This is a genomic window from Massilia sp. S19_KUP03_FR1, assembly GCF_036688685.1.
In the GTDB taxonomy this organism is placed as follows: Bacteria; Pseudomonadota; Gammaproteobacteria; order Burkholderiales; family Burkholderiaceae_D; genus JALYUM01.
The window spans coordinates 341,507-361,932 of the sequence record NZ_JAQQPS010000001.1 but is presented as its reverse complement, the minus strand read 5'-3'; the positions used below and the strand labels follow the sequence as shown (position 1 = coordinate 361,932).

The 20,426-nt window shown below is 63.2% G+C and carries 21 protein-coding genes and 1 tRNA gene; 12 read left to right on the top strand and 10 right to left on the bottom strand.

Annotation, left to right across the window (positions count from 1 at the left end; all coding sequences use genetic code 11):
• Nucleotides 1–78 precede the first annotated feature (78 nt).
• Nucleotides 79–2,973, top strand: coding sequence for a M16 family metallopeptidase (locus V6M87_RS01630; protein ID WP_332847970.1), 2,895 nt, complete (start codon nucleotides 79–81; stop codon nucleotides 2,971–2,973).
• 169 nt (nucleotides 2,974–3,142) lie between these two features.
• Here V6M87_RS01630 and V6M87_RS01625 read toward each other — a convergent pair whose 3' ends face one another.
• Entirely contained in the window at nucleotides 3,143–5,110 is a 1,968-nt protein-coding gene (locus V6M87_RS01625; RefSeq protein ID WP_332847969.1) for a S9 family peptidase, read from the bottom strand.
• 175 nt (nucleotides 5,111–5,285) lie between these two features.
• Between V6M87_RS01625 and V6M87_RS01620 the strand changes: the two genes are divergently transcribed.
• Entirely contained in the window at nucleotides 5,286–6,371 is a 1,086-nt protein-coding gene (locus V6M87_RS01620; protein WP_332847968.1) for a patatin-like phospholipase family protein, read from the top strand.
• A 91-nt stretch (nucleotides 6,372–6,462) separates the two neighbouring features.
• Here V6M87_RS01620 and V6M87_RS01615 read toward each other — a convergent pair whose 3' ends face one another.
• From V6M87_RS01615 to glyA, 9 genes are all read right to left on the bottom strand, one after another.
• Nucleotides 6,463–7,104: a riboflavin synthase gene (locus V6M87_RS01615; RefSeq protein ID WP_332847967.1), complete on the bottom strand. Its 642-nt coding sequence runs from the start codon at nucleotides 7,102–7,104 to the stop codon at nucleotides 6,463–6,465.
• Nucleotides 7,105–7,115: 11 nt separating this feature from the next.
• Complete coding sequence (gene ribD / locus V6M87_RS01610; RefSeq protein WP_332847966.1) at nucleotides 7,116–8,234, bottom strand: bifunctional diaminohydroxyphosphoribosylaminopyrimidine deaminase/5-amino-6-(5-phosphoribosylamino)uracil reductase RibD; 1,119 nt, start codon at nucleotides 8,232–8,234, stop codon at nucleotides 7,116–7,118.
• An 18-nt stretch (nucleotides 8,235–8,252) separates the two neighbouring features.
• A complete protein-coding gene (locus V6M87_RS01605; protein WP_332847965.1) occupies nucleotides 8,253–8,816 on the bottom strand; it encodes a GspH/FimT family pseudopilin in 564 nt (187 codons plus the stop codon).
• On the bottom strand, nucleotides 8,813–9,265 hold the full coding sequence (locus V6M87_RS01600) for a type IV pilin protein (RefSeq protein WP_332847964.1): 453 nt from the start codon (nucleotides 9,263–9,265) through the stop codon (nucleotides 8,813–8,815). The genes V6M87_RS01605 and V6M87_RS01600 overlap by 4 nt, the downstream gene beginning before the upstream one ends.
• A gap of 17 nt (nucleotides 9,266–9,282) precedes the next feature.
• A complete protein-coding gene (locus tag V6M87_RS01595) occupies nucleotides 9,283–9,951 on the bottom strand; it encodes a pilus assembly PilX family protein (RefSeq protein ID WP_332847963.1) in 669 nt (222 codons plus the stop codon).
• A 14-nt stretch (nucleotides 9,952–9,965) separates the two neighbouring features.
• Entirely contained in the window at nucleotides 9,966–10,877 is a 912-nt protein-coding gene (locus tag V6M87_RS01590) for a PilW family protein (protein WP_332847962.1), read from the bottom strand.
• A complete protein-coding gene (gene pilV, locus V6M87_RS01585) occupies nucleotides 10,874–11,359 on the bottom strand; it encodes a type IV pilus modification protein PilV (protein ID WP_332847961.1) in 486 nt (161 codons plus the stop codon). Before pilV ends, V6M87_RS01590 begins: the two co-directional genes overlap by 4 nt.
• Nucleotides 11,360–11,458: 99 nt before the next feature.
• A complete protein-coding gene (gene nrdR, locus V6M87_RS01580) occupies nucleotides 11,459–11,923 on the bottom strand; it encodes a transcriptional regulator NrdR (RefSeq protein ID WP_332847960.1) in 465 nt (154 codons plus the stop codon).
• A 79-nt stretch (nucleotides 11,924–12,002) separates the two neighbouring features.
• Nucleotides 12,003–13,250: a serine hydroxymethyltransferase gene (gene glyA, locus V6M87_RS01575; protein ID WP_332847959.1), complete on the bottom strand. Its 1,248-nt coding sequence runs from the start codon at nucleotides 13,248–13,250 to the stop codon at nucleotides 12,003–12,005.
• 278 nt (nucleotides 13,251–13,528) lie between these two features.
• Here glyA and V6M87_RS01570 point away from each other — a divergent pair, with 278 nt between their 5' ends.
• From V6M87_RS01570 to V6M87_RS01525, 10 genes are all read left to right on the top strand, one after another.
• Entirely contained in the window at nucleotides 13,529–14,278 is a 750-nt protein-coding gene (locus tag V6M87_RS01570; protein WP_332847958.1) for an SDR family oxidoreductase, read from the top strand.
• A gap of 178 nt (nucleotides 14,279–14,456) precedes the next feature.
• Nucleotides 14,457–14,861 (top strand): tol-pal system-associated acyl-CoA thioesterase, encoded by a 405-nt coding sequence (gene ybgC, locus V6M87_RS01565; protein ID WP_332847957.1) that lies wholly within the window; start codon nucleotides 14,457–14,459, stop codon nucleotides 14,859–14,861.
• A gap of 22 nt (nucleotides 14,862–14,883) precedes the next feature.
• Complete coding sequence (gene tolQ / locus V6M87_RS01560; RefSeq protein WP_332847956.1) at nucleotides 14,884–15,567, top strand: protein TolQ; 684 nt, start codon at nucleotides 14,884–14,886, stop codon at nucleotides 15,565–15,567.
• A 12-nt stretch (nucleotides 15,568–15,579) separates the two neighbouring features.
• On the top strand, nucleotides 15,580–16,014 hold the full coding sequence (locus V6M87_RS01555) for an ExbD/TolR family protein (protein WP_332847955.1): 435 nt from the start codon (nucleotides 15,580–15,582) through the stop codon (nucleotides 16,012–16,014).
• Nucleotides 16,011–17,024, top strand: coding sequence for a cell envelope integrity protein TolA (gene tolA / locus V6M87_RS01550; protein WP_332847954.1), 1,014 nt, complete (start codon nucleotides 16,011–16,013; stop codon nucleotides 17,022–17,024). Before V6M87_RS01555 ends, tolA begins: the two co-directional genes overlap by 4 nt.
• A 30-nt stretch (nucleotides 17,025–17,054) precedes the next feature.
• Nucleotides 17,055–18,320 carry a Tol-Pal system beta propeller repeat protein TolB gene (gene tolB, locus V6M87_RS01545; protein WP_332847953.1) on the top strand — a complete coding sequence of 422 codons (1,266 nt, stop codon included), beginning with the start codon at nucleotides 17,055–17,057 and terminating at the stop codon, nucleotides 18,318–18,320.
• Between the two features lie 28 nt (nucleotides 18,321–18,348).
• Complete coding sequence (pal, locus tag V6M87_RS01540; RefSeq protein ID WP_332847952.1) at nucleotides 18,349–18,876, top strand: peptidoglycan-associated lipoprotein Pal; 528 nt, start codon at nucleotides 18,349–18,351, stop codon at nucleotides 18,874–18,876.
• 101 nt (nucleotides 18,877–18,977) lie between these two features.
• On the top strand, nucleotides 18,978–19,739 hold the full coding sequence (gene ybgF / locus V6M87_RS01535; RefSeq protein ID WP_332847951.1) for a tol-pal system protein YbgF: 762 nt from the start codon (nucleotides 18,978–18,980) through the stop codon (nucleotides 19,737–19,739).
• Between the two features lie 83 nt (nucleotides 19,740–19,822).
• Nucleotides 19,823–19,898, top strand: a tRNA-Lys gene (locus V6M87_RS01530).
• Between the two features lie 225 nt (nucleotides 19,899–20,123).
• Nucleotides 20,124–20,384 (top strand): hypothetical protein, encoded by a 261-nt coding sequence (locus V6M87_RS01525; RefSeq protein WP_332847950.1) that lies wholly within the window; start codon nucleotides 20,124–20,126, stop codon nucleotides 20,382–20,384.
• Nucleotides 20,385–20,426 lie beyond the last annotated feature (42 nt).

Sequence of the window (20,426 nt, the reverse complement as noted above, 5' to 3'; positions counted from 1 at the left end):
TTGGAAGCAGCGTTGGAGCGCTGCAGTCCGGTTAAAATGGCCGGATAACTCCCCTACCGGCCACTGCGCCGCTGCCTGATGCCAACTGTTTTTCTCCGCGCCGCGCTCCTGCTCACCACCTTGACGCTGCTCGCGGCGCCGCCTGCGATGGCGCTCAGCCCCACTGCCGCGCCGCTCAGACTCGACATGCCACTGCCACCCGGCCCCCAGGTCAAGGTTGGCAAACTGGCCAACGGCCTGACCTACTATATCCAGAAGAACGTCAAGCCGGCACAGAAGCTGGAACTGCGCCTGGTGGTCAAGGCCGGTTCGATCCTGGAGGACGAAGACCAGCAAGGCCTGGCCCATTTCACCGAACACATGGCGTTCAATGGCTCGACCAATTTCAGGAAACACGAACTGGTGTCGTGGCTGCAGTCGATCGGCGTGAAGTTCGGCGCCGACCTGAATGCCTACACCAGCTTCGATGAAACGGTCTACACGCTGCCGATTCCGACCAGCCGGAAGGAAGACGTCGACAAGGGTTTTCTGGTACTGCAGGACTGGGCCGGCGGCTTGTCGATGGTGGACGCCGACATCGACAAGGAACGCGACATCGTCCTCGAAGAACTGCGCCTGGGCAAAGGCGCGGGCGACCGCATGAACAAGGTCTTGATGCCTAAGATTTTCAACGGCTCGCGCTATGCCCAGCGCCTGCCGATCGGCCAGGAAGACGTGATCCGGCATTTCAAGCCGGAGGCGCTGCGCCGTTTTTACCGCGACTGGTACCGGCCCGACCTGATGGCGGTCATGGTGGTGGGGGACCTTGACCCGGTGGAAGCAGAACGCCTGGTCAGGAAGCATTTCAGCGGCCTGAAAAATCCGGCCAGGGAGCGCGTGCGCGAATATGCCCCGATCCCGCCGCGACTCGATACCGAAGCCCTGGTCGTGCTGGACCGTGAAGCGGGCGGGAATGGCGTATTGATCCGTTACCCGGTCACGCCGGTGCTGGAAAAAGGCACGCTGCGCGATTACCGCAACCAGTTGGTCGACATCCTGTTCTCGAACATGCTCAACGCGCGCTTGCAGGAACTGGCGCAGTTGCCCAATCCCCCTTTCATGGGCGCCGGCAGCACGCTGGGCAAACTTACCCCGCGCTACAAGGCGTATAGCGCGTCGGCCACCGTGGGTGCCGCGGGAGCCGAGCCGGCCCTGGCGGCGATGGTGATGGAAAACGAACGCGCGCGCCGCTTCGGCTTTTCCGCCGCCGAACTCGATCGCGCCAAGAAAAACCTGCTGCGCCTCTACGAGCGCGCCTGGAACGAGCGCGAGAAAACCGACTCGGGCGTCTACGTGGCCGAATACACGCGCAACTTCCTGCAGGGCGAATCGATTCCCGGCATCGCCGCCGAATATCAGTACGTCGCCGACCTGGTGCCCGGCTTGAGCTTGCAGGAAATGAATGCCTACGCACGCCGCACGATTCCGGCCGACTCGGGCAAACTGGTGATCTACACCGGCTCGAACAAGACCGACGCGCCGGTGCCGACCGGTCCCCAGTTACTGGCCTACGTCGATGCGGCCAAGAAGGCCGACATCGCCCCGCGCGAAGAAAAGGCGCTCGGGTCGAAGCTGCTGGCCGAAGCGCCCGTGGCCGGCACGATCGTCGCCGAGAGCATCGATCCGACACTGGGACTGACCCGCCTGACGCTGTCGAATGGCGTGAAAGTCATTCTGAAACCAACCGACTTCCGCAACGACCAGGTCATGCTGAGCGCCTCGCGCTACGGCGGCCAGGCCCTGTTCGACGACAAGGATATTTTCAACGCGCGCTACGCCAATTCCATCGTCGCAACCATGGGCATGGGCGCCTATTCGCCGCTGGAAGTGCAGAAGGTGTTGGCGGGCAAGGCCGCCTCGGTGAATGTGGGCCTGTCCGGCTACCACGATGTGGTCAGCGGCGCGTCCGGCGCGTCCGACATCGAGACCATGTTCCAGATGCTGTGGCTGAAGTTCAACGGCGTGCGCCGCGACGAGGATTTGTATACCTCGTTCATCGGCAAGCAGGTGGAAGCGGCGCGCAACCGCCTCACCGAACCGTCCGAGCTGTTCGGCGACACCATTGCCGCCACGCTGTACAACAACAGCCCGCGTGCGCCGCGCGCCGTGCGCCCGGAAGATTTCAGGCAGGTCAGTCTGGACCGCAGCATCGCCATCTACCGCGAACGTTTCTCCAGCGCGCGCGGCCTGACTTTTATTCTGGTCGGCAGCTTCGACGTGAAGGCCATCAAGCCGCTGATCGCGACCTATCTCGCCAGCCTGCCGACGCCGGAACTGGCGATCGCCTTCCGCGACGTCGGCGTGCGCCCGGTGCTGGGCGTGGTCAAGAAAGAAGTGCGGCGCGGGACCGAAGCGAAAAGCACCGTGTCGCTGACCTTCACCGGCACTGCCGACTATTCGGAAATGGAGCAAGTGCGCATGCAGGCGCTGATCGAGGTGATGAACATCCGCATCATCGACATCCTGCGCGAGAAAATGACGCTCATCTACGGCGGCGGCATGAGCGGCACGCTGGCGCGCATTCCGTATCCACACTACGCGATCGGGGTGTCGCTGCCGACCGGGCCGGACAACGTCGACAAGGTGATCGCGGCGCTGTTTGCCGAGATCGACCGCATCAAGACGGTGGGGCCGGAGCAGGCCGATCTCGACAAGGTCAAGCGCAACTGGCTGCAGGGCTATAAAAAATCGATGCGCGAGAATGGATACTGGCTGGGACGGCTGCAAGCCACGCTGACCGATGGCACCGATCCGGCGTCGATATTGACGTTCGAGCAGGAGATTGCGAAGCTGAGTGCGGCCGATGTGAAGACGGCCGCCGGGCGCTATTTCAATGCCGGGAATTATGTGCAGGTGGTGCTTAATCCGGAGAAGACTGTGGCGGATGCGGCGGATGAAGTGCCGGCTGAAAGTAAGGCGGGCGGACGGGATTAAAGGTGGCGTCGTATGGAGTCGTGGCGCAGCCACGACGCCTGCGCCGGGAGTCAGGTTCGCCAGTGGCGAGCATGACGGTTTTTAATTTGCTGGCCTTAAGACCGTCGTCCCGGCGCAGGCCGGGACCCATAACCCTCTACCGTGGTCGAATCATCGACCAGCACGCAGCCTACTTCAAATATTTATCAAACCACCCCATCGTCCGCTTCCTCAAATCGTTCTGATGCTCCGGCTTGCGTAGCGCATGCCCCTCCCCGTCATAAATCACCAGCGACACCGGCGTGCCCATCGCTTTCAACCCGTGCCAGAACTCCACTGACTGCGCCGGCGGACACTCCACGTCACGCTCGCCCACATAGATGAAGGTCGGTGTCTTGGCGTTCTTGATCGACTCGATCGGCGAGGCCGCCCGGTAAATGGCCGGGTCGTCGTACATGGTCGCCCCAAAAAACGGCACCATCCACTGGTCGATGCCGTTCTGGCCGTAATAGCTGATCCAGTTGGCGATGCCTGCGCCCGCGACGGCAGCCTTGAAACGCTGGCTGTGGGTCACGCCCCACATCGTCATGTAGCCGCCGTAGGAATGCCCGAACAGGCCGAGACGCTCGCCATCGACCGGCGCCACCTTCAGCACCTGGTCGACGCCAGCGAGGATGTCGCGCCAGTCGCCGCCGCCGAAATCGCGCTTGTTCGCACTGCCGAACGCCGCACCCTGGCCGAAGCTGCCGCGCGGGTTGGGCAGGAAGACGAAGTAACCGTTCATGGTCAGCTCGCGCATCGTCGAGGCGGCCGCGTCAAGTGGCACGAAACGGGGCGTGGCCGCTGCGGCCGGGCCGCCGTGCACCTGCACGATCATCGGGTATTTTTTGGCAGCATCCACTTTGCGCGGGCCGACCAGCCAGCCCTGCACCGTATGGCCTTCATTGGTCCAGCTGACGCTGCGCGCGCTCACTTGCGCGGTGAAGCCGTCGTTGTCCGTCGTGATGGGTTTCAATGCCGGCAGGCGGCCCGCGACGATGCGCGGGGCGGTGATGAAATCTTCGTGCACCGACGCGGCAATCGTCCCATCGGCGCTGAACACGAAGCGGCCCTCGCCCGACCCGGATGCCGTCACCGGCCCGCTCCAGACGGTACGCGCCGTGCGCGCGCGTGGATCGAGCGCCACCACCGCCGCGTCGCTGCCGGCCAGTACCGATGCGAGAATCGCCTGACCACGCCAGGCGATGCCGTTGAACGAGCCTTGGTAGCCGGGCGTGACGTCGACTGGCGTCGCATTGGAACCAGCGCCCGTCAGCGGCACCGTGTAGATATCGCCGCCTACCGAACCGAAGTCGCTCATCAGGCCGCCAATGAAGGCGACGGTTGCGCCGTCGGGCGAGACGTGCGGCCGGTTCATTTGCATCTTCGGCGCAGCCAGGATGCGCAACTGGCCACTGGCCGCGTCGACGTGGCCGAGCGTGGCCACCCACCAGTTGTTGTCGCCATTGCCCTTGGCGCTGGTGACCACAAAACCCTTGCCGTCCGGCGTCCAGTCGTATTCATACACGAAGGTGTCGGCAGGCGAGACGAGCCGCATTGCCCCGCCCTGCGCCGGCACGATGCCGATGCGCTGCTCGTCGTCCTCGATGCCGATCTCGCCTACCTGCGCGGCGCCCGCTTCGACGGCGCCGGTCAGCTTCTTCGCACCAACCGTGGCCAGCAGCGCCAGCTGGCGCCCGTCGCGCGACCAGCGCGCCGTATTTGCCACGCCCTTGAGGGTGGTGAGCGCCGTGACTTTGCCGTCCCTGAGCACGAACACGGTGGCGCTGCCGGCCTTGCGGTCGGCGCCGATGAACGCGAGCGCTTGCTGGTCAGGCGACCAGCTCGGCGCATCGAGCTGGCACTCGGCGCAGCCGGGGAAGGCGCCGTATGACGCCAGCACCTTGCCCGATGCAGCGTCGCGCAGCACCAGCGTGGGCGGATTTTTTTTGGCGTTGCCGGGTGCGTCCGCGCTTTCGATGGCAGCCAGGCGGGTGCCGTCCGCATTCAAGGCCAGGCCACGGTAGGTATGCATCGCCTGCGGCGCGGCGGCGGCGAAGCCTGGCGCGGTCAATGCAGTCAACAAAGTCATGGCGCGCAGCGCCTGCAAATCAGTCATGAAAGTTCCGCTTGAGAATGAATGTGCCAGAAGTCTACGCGAAACCGTGCCAGCGTCACGGCCGATGTGCAGTTTGATATTCATCAAAGCCGCTTGGGCAAACGACGCTAACGTTGTTCTGCCCGGTTGACTTGAACGCCGCGCATCAACCCGATCAATCACGCAAGGAGCATGTATGAACGAGATGGCATTGGTGTTACAGGGTGGCGGCGCACTCGGCGCCTACGAATATGGCGTGGTCTGCAAACTGGTCGAGATGGGCTGGAAACCGGTCGCGGTCACTGGCGTGTCGATCGGTGCGGTGAATGCGGCAGCCATTGCGGGCGCGAAAAATGGCGACATTGGCGCCAGCCTGGACCGGGTATGGAAAGCGATCACGCTGGAAACGCTGCCGTGGCTGCCGGCATCGATGCAAGGCAACCTGTCCCTGCTGGGGAATCCGAACTTCTGGCGTTCGCGCACCGACTACCTGCAAATGGCGAGCTGGGACAGCCTGTGCAGCACGGCGCCCATGGTGGATACCCTGCTGTCAAGTCTCGACTTTAGCCAATTGAACGACAGCAATCACATGCGCATGGCCGTGACTGCAACCAGCCTGCGCACGGGTGGACCAACGACGTTTTCGAATTACCTGGCCGACGACGCCCACGAGCAAACCGATGGCCACCAGGCGCTACAAGACATCATCACGCCGGCGCACATCCTGGCCAGCGGCGCGCTGCCGCCAGGGTTCCCGGCGGTGCGGATCGACGACTGCGCCTATTGGGATGGCGGCCTGTTCAGCAATACACCGATTGATGCACTGCTGAACCTGCTCGAGCCGCACGAAATCGAAAACCTGCCGATTTTTACGGTCGACCTGTTCCGCACCGACGGCTTGGCGGCGCCGCAAAACCTGATCGACGTGCAAACCCGGGCGCTGGCACTCCAGTACGAAAACCGCTTCTGGGCAGCCTACGGGGGCGAGGCGCAGCTCGCGGGCTTCCTCGACATGCTGGTCCAGCTCGACGAGGCGCTACCAAGCGACAGCGCAGTTCGCAAGAACCGCGCCTACGCATGGCTGCGGCGGCTGCGGGCGCTGAAAAATATCCAGATCATCGAAGGCGCGCCAGCGGCAGCCGGTAGTGGCAATGATTTTTCGGCCTACGGCGTGCGCATGGCCTATGAAGCGGGCCGCGCGGCTGCGGCCACGTTCCGGCCAGGCAGCATCCAGCCGCCGCAGTTGCACGCGGTACATGGCGCGACGCCGGCAGCGGCGTGAACGGCGGTGCCGGTGCGACGGACCAGGTATGGTCCGGATGGCCGCACCGGCACTGTCCTTGCGGGCAGTCGATGCATGACGCCGGGATCGATCAGCCGACCAGCTTGGTTGCCGCCAGCATGCGCTCCACATAGCGCGCGATCAAATCGATTTCCAGGTTCACCTTCTTGCCGGCCGCCAGGTGCTTCAGGGTGGTCACCGCAATCGTGTGCGGGATCAGGTTGATCGAGAACCGGCAGCATGCGGCCGCCCCATCGGCCGCGCCAATATCCTCGACCCGGTTGACGGTCAGCGACACGCCGTTAACCACGACCGAACCCTTGAACGCCAAAAACTTGGCCAGGTCGCGCGGTGCGTCGATGACCAGTTCCCACGATTCGCCCACTTCGGCAAACCTGTGCACCTGACCCAGGCCATCGACGTGGCCCGACACCAGGTGCCCGCCCAGGCGCTCGGCCAGCGTCAGCGCTTTTTCCAGGTTGACTTCGCCAGGCGCGTCGAGGCCGACGGTGCAATTGAGGCTTTCGCGCGAGACGTCGACCGAGAAGGCAGCGTCGGTTTTTGCGACCACGGTCATGCAGGCGCCGTTGATCGAGATCGAGTCGCCCAGGCCGACGTCAGCCAGCGGCAAGCCGCCCGCGTCGATCTCGAGGTGGACGCCGGCATCAAAGCCGCCGGCGAGCGGGGTCACGGAGCGGATGGTGCCGACAGCGGCGACGATTCCAGTAAACATAAGATTCTCTTTCAAACAGGTTCGGATGGGGTAAAGCGGGCCAGGATGCGCAGGTCGGGGCCGACCTGGCTGACCGCGTGAAATATCAGTTGCTGCTTCTGGTCGAGTTGCGTCAGCGCCGGCAGCGCGAACATGCCCTGCCCCGGCCCGATCAGGCTGGGAGCCAGGTACACCAGCAACTCGTCGACGCAGCCTTCGCGCACCAGCGAGGCGTTCAGCTTCGATCCGGCTTCGACGTGCAGTTCATTCACTTCGCGCCGGCCCAGTTCGCGCATCAGTGCGGGCAGATCGACTTTGCCGGCGGCATTGGGCAGCAGGATGACCTCGTGGCCGGCCGCCGTCAACGCCGCCAGCTTGGCCTGATCGGGGGCGGCGGCGACAAGCCAGCACGGCTCGCCCTGCAGGATGCGCGCCTCGAGGTCGATGTCGAGGCGGCTGTCGACAATCACGCGGCGCGGCTGTTTCAGTATGTCGACGCCGCGCACGGTCAGTTGCGGGTCGTCCGCCTTGACGGTGCCGATGCCGGTCAGGATGGCGCTCGCGCGCGCGCGCCACGCGTGGCCGTCCGCGCGCGCGTCGGGACCGGTGATCCACTGGCTGGCGCCGTTGTCGAGCGCCGTGGTGCCGTCCAGGCTGGCCGCGGTTTTCAGGCGCACCCACGGCAGGCCGCGCTGCATGCGCGAGAAGAAGCCGATGTTCAGTTCCTGCGCCTGCTGCGCCATCAGGCCGGACGCCACGGCAATGCCGGCCGCCGCCAGTTGCGCCAGTCCGCGCCCGGCCACCAGCGGGTTCGGGTCGACCATCGCGGCGACGACGCGCCCCAGGCCGGCGGCCACCAGTGCATCCGAACACGGCGGCGTGCGGCCATGGTGGCTGCACGGCTCCAGCGTGACGTAAGCGGTGGCGCCGCGCACGTCATTACCGCGCGCCGCCGCGTCGCGCAGGGCCTGGATTTCGGCGTGGGCCTGGCCGGCCGGCTGGGTGTGGCCGGCGCCGATGACGAGGCCGTCCCTGACGATGACGCAGCCGATGCGCGGATTGGGCGCGGTGATGAACATGCCTTTGGCGGCCCAGTCCAGGGCCAGCGCCATGGCGTCCTGGTCGTTGTCGATGCGCTGCGTTGTCTGCACGTGGTTAGAGCCCGATGGTTACGGCGCGGCGGCCCCTTCGCAGGTGGCGTCGCGCGCCGGGTCGCAAATGCGCGCGCGGCCCAGCATATTAATTTTGATACGGCGGATCGCGGCGTCCTGGAACAGGGAGATCGTGCCGAAACGGGCGGCGTCGCTCTGCTTGCTGGTGCTGCGTCCCGCGCCATTGTAGGCGATATAAAACGGCGCTGCAGCAGACGTCATGGCAAAACGGATGGCGATCCCATGGCCGAGGGGCGCGTGCTCGGACAAAATCTCGTCGCCGGTGCCGGGTGCACCGTCGCCGTCGTGGTCGACGAACACGGTCCAGCCGCGCGTCCAGTCGGTGCCAAGCGGGTCGCGCGGCGCCATTAGCACCCGGGTGTTGCGCGCCAGCGCCTGCGCGCGGGTGGCGCCGATTGCGCCGAACAGGTCATTGACCGCCACTTTCAGGCGCTGCGCCCGCAACAGCGCACCCATGTTCGGTAGCGCCAGCGCGGACAGGATGGCGGCAATGGCCAGCACGGTCATTAACTCGGCCAGGCTGAAACCACGCACGCGCTGGTGCTGGCGCCTGCGCCTCATGGCCAGCACGCCGGGCCTGCCGTGCCGCTGGCGCTGCGCCGGCCCACGCTGTCCTGCGTCAGCACGCCGCATTCGGGGTCGCTGAAGTGGCCGTCGACGTTGGCGGTGCCGGGGGTGGCGCGCACTTCGATGCAGTCGGCAAGCGCCTGGCCGGGACAGGCGCGGCCCTCGATCTCATAGGCGCTTTTTGCGGCAGAAGCGCCGGACCACGCATGGAACTGGCGCTCGCGCGGGTCGGTGGACGCGGCACTGAAGGCGATATACGTGTTATTGCGCATGAAGTAGCGCTCCTGCTGCTGCAGCGCATCGAGCAGCGCCACCTGGCCCTCGATGCGGCGTGCCATGGTCATGTAACGCGCGTAGCTGGGGTAAGCGAGCGTCGTCAGGATCATCAGGATGACCAGCACGACCATCACTTCGAGCAGCGTGAATCCGCCTTGGTTACGCATCTAGCCTCCAGGACAGTTTATTTGACGGCGGCGTGCAGCGCCGGCCAGTTGGCCACTTCGCGCCAGCCGATGCGTCCGGCCGGGAGCGTGGTCGGGGGACCGGCGGCCGGCGGGGGTGTGGCCGGCGGGGGTGTGGCCGGGGCGCCTGCGGCCGGCACGCCGGCGACAGGCGCCTTGCGGTAAAACGATTGCAACACCACGCGCGTGCTGGTTCTCTGACCGAACCCGAGCGCCGTGATGCGGTAGAAGCGCCCGTACACCGGGCTCAGTGGAATCATCTCGATGAGGTAGCGCGGCTGCTGCGCGACGCCGGGCAGGTCGCGCATGGTGAAGGTGCCGTAAGCGACCAGCGCGGCGTCATCGCCCGCCAGGTCGATGACCTGCCACGATGGTGGCGCCGCGCGCGTGCACAGGCCGTGATTGTCGGATCCCGCCTTGCCGCAGCCGTCGATGAAGCCGGGGCCGGCCAGCGCGGCGAAGCGCGGCGCCGTGGCAGGCGTGTCGGCCACGTCGCGCTCGGCGTCCAGCAGCGCCGCCTCCGCCGCGCGCAGTGCCACCTGGCGGTCGCGTTCATGGCGGGCCGAGTGCGCGTCACTGAGCGCGGCATGCACCGAAGAAAAGGCGATGATCAGCACCGCCACCATCAGGACCAAGGCCGATACCAGTGCGGCACCGCGCTGTCGCATCGCCCGCGCGCCCATCAGCGCAACCTCACCGTGGTGACGAACTGGTGCCGTTCACGCAGGCGCAAACCGGGCGCCAGCTGGTCCTCCGGCAAGCGCGTGCCCGCATCCATCCCGGCGCGCGCGTCGCTGTAGGGCGCCCCGAACAAGTCGAACACCTGTGTCTCCCTGCTGAGGTATGACGGCCGCGCTCCGTGCAGTAACAGCGCGATACGCACGGCCAGCACGCGTTTCCAGTGCGTGTGTTCCTGCAACGCGGGACCAGGCGCATAGACGGCGTCGAGCGCGCTGACGCCGCTGGCGTTCAGGTAGACGTTGGCGACGCCGTCGGCGGGCGTGTCGGTATCGACTGCGTACAGCACCTGGAAGGTATCGACGCCGGCCACCACCGCGTCCGCCGCCCAGCTGCTGGCGCCACGGTATTTGCAGCGCAGTTCCGCTTCGCCCTGCGCATTGTTCGCCACATAGAAAATGCTCCAGCCGTCTTCGTTTGCGTGCACCGGAAACCCGGCGCAGTTGAGCGCGCTGCCATCGCCATCGGGTGCAGGGCCGGCGCCCTGATAGCGCAGCGCCAGCACGTCGCTGCCGTTGGCGGCATCCGGCAGTGGATTGTCAATGCCGTAGCCGGTTTTCGCGATCGAGCGCGCATCGAGGCCCAGGATGCGCGGCGGCGCCAAGGGGTCGATGCCAGCGGCGGGATCGAAGCCATCCCAGTCGCGCAGGCCGGCCTGGCGCACCGCACGCGCGACCAGGTCGAGGGCGTAGCGGCCGCCGTCGTCGACCGCCGCCGCATCCAGCTGGGTCGCATAACTGGTGTTGGCAATGCCGAGCAGGCTGGCGCCGGCCAGCGTGATCAGCGCACCGATGGTCAGCGCGATCAGCAGCTCGGGAATGGTCAGGCCGCGCTGTCTGGTGCGATGGCGTTTCATGGCGCCTCCGGCACCGGCACGGCGGTCATCGGCACGAAGTCGGGTGCGCGCCAGCCGATTTTGACGACCAGTGGCGCGTCAAGGCCGCCCGCGCAGTCCCATGCCAGCGGCGCCGGGAGGGTGTCGCGGCAAACGCGCACCTGCCCGCCGGGGAAACTGCGCGCGGCCCGCGCCGCGGCGTCATCGCGTTCGGTGGCCGCCAGTTGCGCCGGCGTGCAGGCGTCCGCGCAGTGCCAGGGCGGGCCTGCATCCTGCAAATAAACGTTATCGGTATCGGGCAACGCCAGCTGTGCCGGATTGGCGGCCATGCCTTCGGCCAGCGCATGCGCCAACGCCACCGCCGCCGACAACTGGGCTGACGCCAGGCGCGTCTGCGCGGCCTTGTTCTGTGCTGCGGCCGCGCCAATGACGCCGACAGCCAACACGAACAGCGCCACCAGCACTTCAAGCAGTGTGAAACCGCCTGCGCGAAAACGTCGCATCGCCCTCTCCTGTCGTTCACCAACCGGTGCAGACTTCAGACCTTAGCAGGCGAAAAAAAGCCACCCGTGGGGTGGCTCAAGCGAATCGGGGAACTAAAACTAAGGACGGGGTTTGCGCTCTTGCCCGACTTCGGCAATGGCATCCTGGAACTCGGCCAGGTCTTCAAAATTTTTATACACGGACGCGAAACGGATGTAGGCGATCTTGTCGAGGCGCTTGAGTTCCTGCATCACCAGTTCGCCCACAAAGCCGGTCTCGACTTCACGCCGGCCGCTGGTGAGCAGGGTTTCTTCGATGGCGGCCAGGGCCTTGTCGATGGCGTCGGCGGGCACCGGCCGCTTGCGCAGCGCCAGCATCAGGCTGGAACGCAGTTTGGCGGAAACGAATTCGGTGCGGCTGCCGTTTTTCTTGACCAGGATCGGCATCGTCAATTCGATCCGTTCGTAGGTGGTAAAACGCTTGTCGCAACTGGCGCAACGGCGCCGGCGCCGAATGGCGCCATCCTCCGATACGCGCGTATCGAGGACCTGGGAATCGTCATGCTGGCAGAACGGACATTTCATATGAGCCACGATACTGCTTGCTGGGACAGCGGCCGGGTCACCCCGGCCGCACTGATATTACATGGGCTGAATGCGCGGATTACTTCGCGTAGACCGGATACTTGTCGGTCAACACTTTGACTTCGGCTTTCACGCGCTCGATGACGGCTTCATCGTTCGGGTTGTCCAGCACGTCGGCGATCAAATGCCCCACCTTGGTGGCGTCGGCTTCGACGAAACCGCGCGTCGTGAAGGCCGGGCTGCCCAGGCGGATGCCGGACGTCACGAACGGCTTTTGCGGATCGTTCGGGATGCCATTTTTATTGCAGGTCATGTGGGCGCGGCCCAGAATCGCTTCGGCTTCCTTGCCCGTCAGGTTTTTCGAACGCAGGTCGACCAGCATGACGTGCGACTCGGTGCGGCCCGACACGATACGCAGGCCGCGTTCGATCAGCGCCTTGGCCAGCGCGTCGGCATTCTTGACGACCTGCTTCTGGTAAGCCTTGAATTCCGGCGTCAATGCTTCCTTGAAGGCGACGGCTTTGCCGGCGATCACGTGCATCAGCGGGCCGCCCTGGATGCCAGGGAAAATCGCCGAGTTGATCTGCTTTTCGAATTCGGCTTTCATCAGGATGATGCCGCCGCGCGGACCGCGCAGCGATTTGTGCGTGGTCGAGGTGACGAAGTCGGCGTGCGGCACCGGGTTCGGGTATTCGCCGGCGGCGATCAGCCCGGCGTAGTGGGCCATGTCGACCAGGAAGTACGCGCCCACGTCCTTGGCGACTTTGGCGAAACGTTCAAAGTCAATTTTCAGGGCGAAGGCCGAGGCGCCGGCGATGATCAGCTTTGGCTTGTGTTCGTGCGCCAGGCGTTCCATGGCGTCGTAGTCGATGTCTTCTTCCGGCGTCAGGCCGTAGGAGACGACATTGAACCACTTGCCCGACATGTTCAGCGCCATGCCGTGGGTCAGGTGGCCGCCTTCGGCCAGCGACATGCCCATGATGGTGTCGCCCGGTTTGAGCATGGCAAAGAACACGCCCTGGTTGGCTTGCGAACCAGAGTTCGGCTGGACGTTGGCCGCTTCGGCGCCAAACAGTTCCTTGACGCGGTCGATCGCCAGTTGCTCGGCGATGTCGACGTATTCGCAGCCACCGTAGTAACGCTTGCCCGGATAGCCTTCCGCATACTTATTGGTCAGCTGCGAGCCTTGCGCTTCCATGACGGCCGGCGAGGTGTAGTTTTCCGACGCGATCAGCTCGATGTGGTCCTGCTGGCGCGTGTTTTCCTTCTGGATGGCCGCGAACAGTTCCGGGTCAACCTTGGCCAGCGTGTGATCTTTTGCAAACATGAACAACTCCAATCGATAAGAATGCGGGCGCATGGTGCAGCGCAAATCTGGGCAATGCGTGGGCAATGCAGGACCGCCGGGACAGTCACGGCCGGTCTGTAGGGCAGCTGGCAGGCACCCGTGCCGCCAGTCGCTTGAGGCGCAAATGGAGCCGCGATTGTAAGGGAGATCCCCCCCGAGGGCAAGGAAATGCCCAGCCGGGCGACGCCCTGCGCGCCGCGGCAAGGCTGCCATTTCGGCTACAATCGCACGCTTCAACCCAGCCAAGGATAACCCCCATGATCGTTTTCATCACTGGCGCTTCAGCCGGCTTCGGCGCCGCGATGGCGCGTATTTTCGTCAAGAATGGCCACCAGGTAGTCTTGGGCGCGCGCCGGATGGACCGCCTGACCGCCCTGGCCGCCGAACTGGGCGACTCGGCGCTGCCGGTCGAACTCGATGTAACCAGCAAGGCGTCGATCGAGGAAGCGATGGCGCTGCTGCCGCAATCGTGGCGCCAGATCGACGTGCTGATCAATAATGCCGGCCTGGCCCTCGGCACCGAGCCGGCGCAGGAAGCCCCGCTGGAGAACTGGGAAACCATGATCGCCACCAATTGTTCCGGCCTGGTGACAATGACGCACGCCGTCCTGCCGGCCATGGTGGAACGGGGCACCGGCCTGATCATCAACCTGGGTTCCGTGGCCGGGCGCTTCCCTTACCCGGGCGGCAATGTGTATGGCGCGACCAAGGCCTTCGTCGACCAGTTCACGCTCAATTTGCGCGCCGACCTGGTGGGCACGGGCGTGCGCGCGACCAATCTGGCGCCGGGCATGTGCGGCGGCACCGAGTTTTCAAATGTCCGCTTCAAGGGCGATGACGAAAAGGCCGCCAAAGTCTATGAGGGCACCACGCCGCTGACGGCCGAAGACATCGCAGCCACCGCCTACTGGCTGGCCACCCTGCCGCCGCACATCAACGTCAACTTCATCGAAATGATGCCGACGTGCCAGGGTTTCGCGCCTTTTAACATCAAGCGCCAGGCTTGACGCTGCCGATGGCGGGGACGCAAGTATCAGGTGCGGCCCCAGCTGTTAGTAAATGTTACAGTTCTTTGCTGCATTGTCACATGAAGGTAGCCTTATTCAGTTGTAACTTGAATGTACGCTGGCGAACATAAGCTCGCTGGCGTAAAATGTTTCCCGTATTCATTTATTGGCACGTCTCATGCCCTCCCTGTTCACCTGGCCGGTCCGGGTCTATTACGAAGATACCGACGCCGGTGGCATCGTGTACTACGCGAATTACCTGAAATTCTTTGAACGCGCGCGTACCGAGTGGCTGCGCGCGCTGGACGTTGGGCAGCAGGCATTGATCGATGAGCATGGCGCCGGCTTCGTGGTGCGCAGCGTGCAGATCGATTACCACGCATCGGCGCGCCTCGACGACGAGCTCACGCTGACGCTCGCCATTGCCAAACTCGGTCGCGCATCCGTGCTGTTTTCCCAGCAAGCCCTGCGCGGCGAACAATTACTGGCGTCGGCCCACGTAAAAGTCGGCTGCGTCGATTTGACGTCCCTCCGGGCGCGCGCCATTCCTGACGATGCCGCTGCTAAAATGCGTGCAACTTGAACAACCTTCTGATCGCCTCCCGATGAATGTAGCCCAAGACCTTTCTTTCCTTGCCCTGATTAGCAATGCGCACTTGATTGTGCAATTGATCATGGCCCTGCTGTTGATCGTCTCGCTGACCAGCTGGACGTATATCTTCCGCAAGATGTTCGCGATCCGTGCCGCGCGTCGCCAGACCGAACAGTTCGAGCGCAGCTTTTGGGCGGGCGGCAACTTGAACACGCTGCACCAGAGCGCCACCAGCCAGCGCGACCAGAATGGCGCTCTGGCGCGCATTTTCGAGTCGGGCATGGGCGAATTCATCAAGGGCAAGCAAGCCTCGCGCGATGCGCTCGACATGGGCGCGGTCCTCGATGGCGCCCGTCGCGCCATGCGCGCCGCGTTTCAACGCGAACTCGACGCGCTCGACGTGCACCTGAACTTCCTGGCGTCGGTCGGTTCCGTTTCGCCGTACATCGGCTTGCTCGGCACCGTGTGGGGCATCATGAATGCATTCCGCGGCCTGGCCAATGTCCAGCAAGCGACGCTGGCCGCGGTGGCGCCCGGCATTGCCGAAGCGCTGATCGCGACAGCCATCGGCCTGTTCGCAGCGATTCCTGCGGTGGTGGCATATAACCGCTTCAGTCACGATATCGACCGTCTGGCTATTCGCTTCGAGAGTTTCGTCGAAGAGTTCTCGAATATCTTGCAGCGCCAGTCGCACTAAGCGGAGCCGGCCATGTCAGCTTTTTCCAGCAGCCTGCGCAGCGGACGCAAACGCAAATACAAATCCGAAATCAACGTGGTGCCGTACATCGACGTGATGCTGGTCCTGCTGATTATTTTCATGGTGATTCCGCCGGCGAACAGTCCGAGCGTGATCAATTTGCCGAACGCGGAGAAATCGGCGTTACCACCGGACGATTACATCCAGGTCGTGCTGAAACCCGATACGACGCTGGCAATCGGCGTGAATGGCAAAAATTCCAGCACGGCGGAAAATCTGCCAAATCGCCCGGCCTTGTTGAAGCGCCTGCGCAGCCTGCATGAAGAGCATCCCGACTATCCAGTGCTGATCGCGGGCGACCGCGAAAGTAAATATGACGACGTGATCCAGCTGATTTCGGAAGCGAAAAAGATGGGTATCAACCGAGTCGGGCTGGCCACCAAGTGAGCGCGGCCCTGCCCAAGCCAGGCGCACCGTACCAGGTGCCGCCGGAACCGAACCGCTGGCCGTCGATCGGCATGGCGGCGGCGGTGCATGCCGCGTTGCTGGCGTTTTTGTGGATCGGCGTGAGCTGGCAAAGTACCGAGCCGGTGTCGGTCGAAGCGGAAGTGTGGGACATGAAAACACAGGCGGCAGCACCGCCGGAACCAACGCCAACGCCAGTCGAACAGGTCGCGCCGCCGCCTGAGCCGGAACCGTTGCCGGCGCCGAAAGTGGCGCCGCCACCAGCGCCGCCGGTCGAAGTCAAGGACCCGCCGAAGCCGCCGGATATTGCGCTGGAGCGAGAGAAGCAGCGCAAACTGCAGCGCGAAGAAGAACGTAAAGAACGCGAACTGGCCGAACGCGAAGAACAGAAGCGCCAGGACCTGGCCGACAAAAAAGCACGCGAAAAAGCAGAGAAACTGGCCGAGAAAAAGGCGCAGGAGCTGGCGGATAAAAAGGCGCAGGCGTTGGCAGACAAAAAGGCGAAAGAATTGGCCGACAAGCTGGCAGATAAAAAAGATCTGGAAAAGCTCGCTGCCGAGAAAAAGAAAGCGGCGGAAAAGCTGGCGAAAGCGAAAGACGCGGCTGAAAATAAAACCATCGCGGCGATGCGTGAGGCTGAACTGCGCAGGATGACCGGCCAGGCCGGCAATGGCACCAACGGCACAGCAGCCAAATCGACGGCGCCACGCAGCGACTCGGGTTATGTCGCCAGTATTACCAGCGCGATCAAGAGCCGCTCGTCATATGCCGGCGATACCGAGGTGCCGGGCAATCCGAAAGTGGTGTTCCATGTCGAGCAATTGCCGACCGGTGAAATCATCTCGGTGCGTAAAACGAAAAGCAGCGGCATTCCCGAATTCGACCGGGCCGTGGAAAATGCCATTAACAAATCGTCACCACTGCCCAAGAAGAAAGATGGTACGGTAGAACGATCCCTCGAGGTTGGATTCTCGATGAAGGACTTGAACTGAGCGCACCGCGCCCCTTTTGCAGAGAGACAGATGAAAAAAATTTCCCCATTCCTGATCAGTGCGGCACTGCTGGCAAGCGCCACGGCGCAGGCACAGTTACGCGTTGAAATTGCCGGTGTCGGCAGCAACCAGATCCCGATCGCCGTCGCCGGTTTCGCCGATGAATCCGTGGCACCGGCACAAGTGTCCGCCATTATCAAAGCCGACCTCGAGCGCAGCGGCGTGTTCAAGGTCATCGATGCCGGCACCGTCATTTCCGAGACCGCCAGTGTCGACTATGGCGCCTGGAAAGGCCGCGGCGCCGATGCGCTGGTCGTCGGTAGCGTACAAAAATTGGCCGATGGCAAATTCGAAGTGCGCTATAAGCTGCTCGATACGGTCAAGGGCAGCCAGCTGTCTACGTTGTCGCAGGGCGTGACGGAGAAATACACGCGCTTGTCGGCCCATAAGATTGCCGACGATATCTACCAAAAAATGACTGGCACGCGCGGCGCCTTCGCCACGCGCATCGCTTACGTCAATGAAAACCGCGCGGCCAGGGATTACCGCCTGGTTGTCGCCGACGCCGATGGCGAGGGCATGCAAGTGGCGGTGCGCTCGAATGAACCGATCATCTCGCCGGCCTGGTCGCCGGATGGCGGCAAAGTGGCCTACGTTTCGTTCGAGCTGCGCAAACCCGTCATCTACGTGCAAAACCTCGTGACCGGCCAGCGCACCGTGGTGTCGAACCAGAAAGGCAGCAACTCGGCGCCATCATGGTCGCCCGACGGCAGCAAGCTGGCCATCGCTCTTTCGAAGGACGGCCATTACCAGGTGTATTCGGTGAATGCCGACGGCAGCGGCCTGCGCCGCCTGTCGAACAGCAATGGCATCGACACCGAACCGCAATTCTCAAGCGACGGCCAGTCAATTTATTTCACCAGCGACCGCAGCGGCGGTCCGCAAGTGTATAAAATGCCGGCCAGTGGCGGCAATGCGACGCGGGTAACGTTCAATGGTAGTTACAATATCAGCCCGCGGGTGGCCTCGGACGGCAAAACGCTGGCCTGGATCTCGCAGCGCGACGGCGGCTATTCGCTGTTCGCGATGGACCTGGCCAGTGGCCAGGAGTTGCGTCTCGCCGATGGCGCCACGGAACCGAGTTTTTCGCCGAACGGCAAGTACATCATGTACGCCACCAAGGGCGGCGGACGCACTGGTCTGGCCGTGGTATCGACCGACGGCCGCATCAAACAACGCCTGAGCACGAATGCAGGCAATATTCGGGAGCCCAACTGGGGTCCTTTCATGAAGTAAACTTCACATCGACCAGGAGAAAAAAACCATGCAACATTTCAAAAGCTTAGCGTTCATCATCACGAGCGCAGCCCTGCTGGCAGCTTGCAAGACCCCAGTCAAACTCAATGACACGCCAGTAGCCGACCGTAGCGTGCCAGCAACCGTGTCGCAGCCTGCCAACGACCGCGATATCCGTCCAGTCGACACCGGCGCGACCGATCCGCTGAACGATCCAAAAGGCGTGTTGGCCAACCGCAGCGTGTACTTCGATTTCGACAGCTACACCGTGCGCGCCGATGGCAAGCCAGTGGTTGAGAACCATTCCAGCTACCTGACCAAAAACACGTCGCGCAAGATCCTGATCCAGGGCAACACCGACGAACGCGGCGGCACCGAGTACAACCTGGCCCTGGGCCAGAAGCGTGCCGAAGCCGTACGCAAGTCGATGAACTCGCTGGGCGTGTCGGATGCACAAATGGAAGCCGTGTCGCTGGGTGAAGAAAAGCCAAAAGCAACTGGCAGCGACGAAGCAGCATGGGCCGAGAACCGCCGCGCTGACATCGTGTACCAGTAAGCGATTCCTGGCGCGCCACGGCGCGCCTGATTGACAGCGGGGTGTTCAGCAGTGCAGACTGCTGACGCCCCGTTTTCCTTTCCGCCATCGAGAGAGTTCCCATGATCAAATTGTCCCCTTCCCGCCTTGCCTGCGCCTTGTTGGCCATGACTGCCTGGCTGCCGCTGCACGCGAATGCCGGCCTGCTGGATGACGATGAGGCACGCAAGGCGATCCTCGACCTGCGCGCCAAAGTCGATAATCTGTCGCGCGACCTGAATGCGCGCATCGACACCAAGTCCGACAAAACCGCCGCACTCGACATGCTCGCCGTCAACGAGCAAACCAACCAGGAAATCGCGCGCCTGCGCGGCCAGCTGGAAGTGCTGGCCAACGATATCGCCACCGCGCAAAAGCGCCAGCGCGACTACTACACAGACCTTGATGCGCGCATCAAGAAACTCGAGCCGCGCCAGGAAACCATCGATGGCCAGGCCGCCGAAGTTTTGCCAAACGAAAAGCAGGCGTATGACGCTGCCTACGGACAATTCACATCCGGCCAATACGAGGCGGCCGTTACCTCGCTGCAGCAATTCGTGCGCCGCTATCCGGAGTCGGCCTATGCGTCGAACGCCCAGTACTGGCTGGGCAACGCCTATTACACGCAGCGCGACTGCAAGAGTGCCATCGCGGCCCAGCAAGTCGTGGTGAACACCTACCCGACCAGCGCCAAGGCGCCGGACGCCATGCTCAATATCGCCAGCTGCTACATCGAACAGAAGGACAAGGTCAGCGCAAAGAAGACCTTGCAGGCACTGATCAAGAAATATCCTGAGTCGGCTTCCGCCGCTACTGCCAAGGATCGCCTGACCGTCCTGAAATAAACGGCTCGAATGCACTTAGCGGCAAGTTTGTGGGTGTGAGCATTTGACAGAATTGGGTCAACCCCCTATAATCTTGCTTCTTCGGGTCGTTAGCTCAGCTGGTAGAGCAGCGGACTTTTAATCCGTTGGTCGCAGGTTCGAATCCCGCACGGCCTACCACGAATATGCAGTAAACAAAAAAGCAGTAACGAGAAATCGTTACTGCTTTTTTGTTTTGGCAGCAGCGATCGTGGCGCGTCGTTTTAAATTAAAAATTCGTTACAGACTATTTAATCTTAGAAAGATTGTCGTATTTTCTCCTACATGGACAAACGACCTGCGCCTATTGGTCATTCCGGTATTTGGATCGATGATCAATGCATCTACACCACTTCTGGAGCAATGATGAAAACGACGATCCCCGGCATGATCCTTGGCGGCATGATGGCGTTGACGCTGGCTGCCTGCAATACCACCCCCATGAACAGCGACGGTGCAATGGGTAGCAGTGGCACTGGCATGACCGCCGCAGGCGACCCGGCCAAAGGAGACGAGAGCATTACCGCGCGTGGCGCCGCGCCGGTCAATTGCGCCACCAATATGGCGGCGGATGGCACGAATGCCGCCGATAACCCTGGTGCGCGATGCCCGACTGAATCGCACTGAGCGGCGCGCTGAACTGGTGACGCGCACCTGCAGGCGATTCGT

What these genes read in the sequence shown, in the direction of transcription:
- V6M87_RS01620 (WP_332847968.1), top strand. Translation starts at nt 5,286, where the DNA reads ATGAACGAGATGGCATTGGTGTTACAGGGTGGCGGCGCACTCGGCGCC.
- V6M87_RS01630 (WP_332847970.1), top strand. Translation starts at nt 79, where the DNA reads ATGCCAACTGTTTTTCTCCGCGCCGCGCTCCTGCTCACCACCTTGACG.
- ybgC (WP_332847957.1), top strand. Translation starts at nt 14,457, where the DNA reads ATGCCCTCCCTGTTCACCTGGCCGGTCCGGGTCTATTACGAAGATACC.
- pal (WP_332847952.1), top strand. Translation starts at nt 18,349, where the DNA reads ATGCAACATTTCAAAAGCTTAGCGTTCATCATCACGAGCGCAGCCCTG.
- V6M87_RS01600 (WP_332847964.1), bottom strand. Translation starts at nt 9,265, where the DNA reads ATGCGTAACCAAGGCGGATTCACGCTGCTCGAAGTGATGGTCGTGCTG.
- V6M87_RS01625 (WP_332847969.1), bottom strand. Translation starts at nt 5,110, where the DNA reads ATGACTGATTTGCAGGCGCTGCGCGCCATGACTTTGTTGACTGCATTG.
- V6M87_RS01605 (WP_332847965.1), bottom strand. Translation starts at nt 8,816, where the DNA reads ATGAGGCGCAGGCGCCAGCACCAGCGCGTGCGTGGTTTCAGCCTGGCC.
- pilV (WP_332847961.1), bottom strand. Translation starts at nt 11,359, where the DNA reads ATGCGACGTTTTCGCGCAGGCGGTTTCACACTGCTTGAAGTGCTGGTG.
- V6M87_RS01595 (WP_332847963.1), bottom strand. Translation starts at nt 9,951, where the DNA reads ATGCGACAGCGCGGTGCCGCACTGGTATCGGCCTTGGTCCTGATGGTG.
- V6M87_RS01590 (WP_332847962.1), bottom strand. Translation starts at nt 10,877, where the DNA reads ATGAAACGCCATCGCACCAGACAGCGCGGCCTGACCATTCCCGAGCTG.
- V6M87_RS01570 (WP_332847958.1), top strand. Translation starts at nt 13,529, where the DNA reads ATGATCGTTTTCATCACTGGCGCTTCAGCCGGCTTCGGCGCCGCGATG.
- tolB (WP_332847953.1), top strand. Translation starts at nt 17,055, where the DNA reads ATGAAAAAAATTTCCCCATTCCTGATCAGTGCGGCACTGCTGGCAAGC.
- V6M87_RS01525 (WP_332847950.1), top strand. Translation starts at nt 20,124, where the DNA reads ATGAAAACGACGATCCCCGGCATGATCCTTGGCGGCATGATGGCGTTG.
- V6M87_RS01555 (WP_332847955.1), top strand. Translation starts at nt 15,580, where the DNA reads ATGTCAGCTTTTTCCAGCAGCCTGCGCAGCGGACGCAAACGCAAATAC.
- ybgF (WP_332847951.1), top strand. Translation starts at nt 18,978, where the DNA reads ATGATCAAATTGTCCCCTTCCCGCCTTGCCTGCGCCTTGTTGGCCATG.
- tolQ (WP_332847956.1), top strand. Translation starts at nt 14,884, where the DNA reads ATGAATGTAGCCCAAGACCTTTCTTTCCTTGCCCTGATTAGCAATGCG.
- nrdR (WP_332847960.1), bottom strand. Translation starts at nt 11,923, where the DNA reads ATGAAATGTCCGTTCTGCCAGCATGACGATTCCCAGGTCCTCGATACG.
- glyA (WP_332847959.1), bottom strand. Translation starts at nt 13,250, where the DNA reads ATGTTTGCAAAAGATCACACGCTGGCCAAGGTTGACCCGGAACTGTTC.
- V6M87_RS01615 (WP_332847967.1), bottom strand. Translation starts at nt 7,104, where the DNA reads ATGTTTACTGGAATCGTCGCCGCTGTCGGCACCATCCGCTCCGTGACC.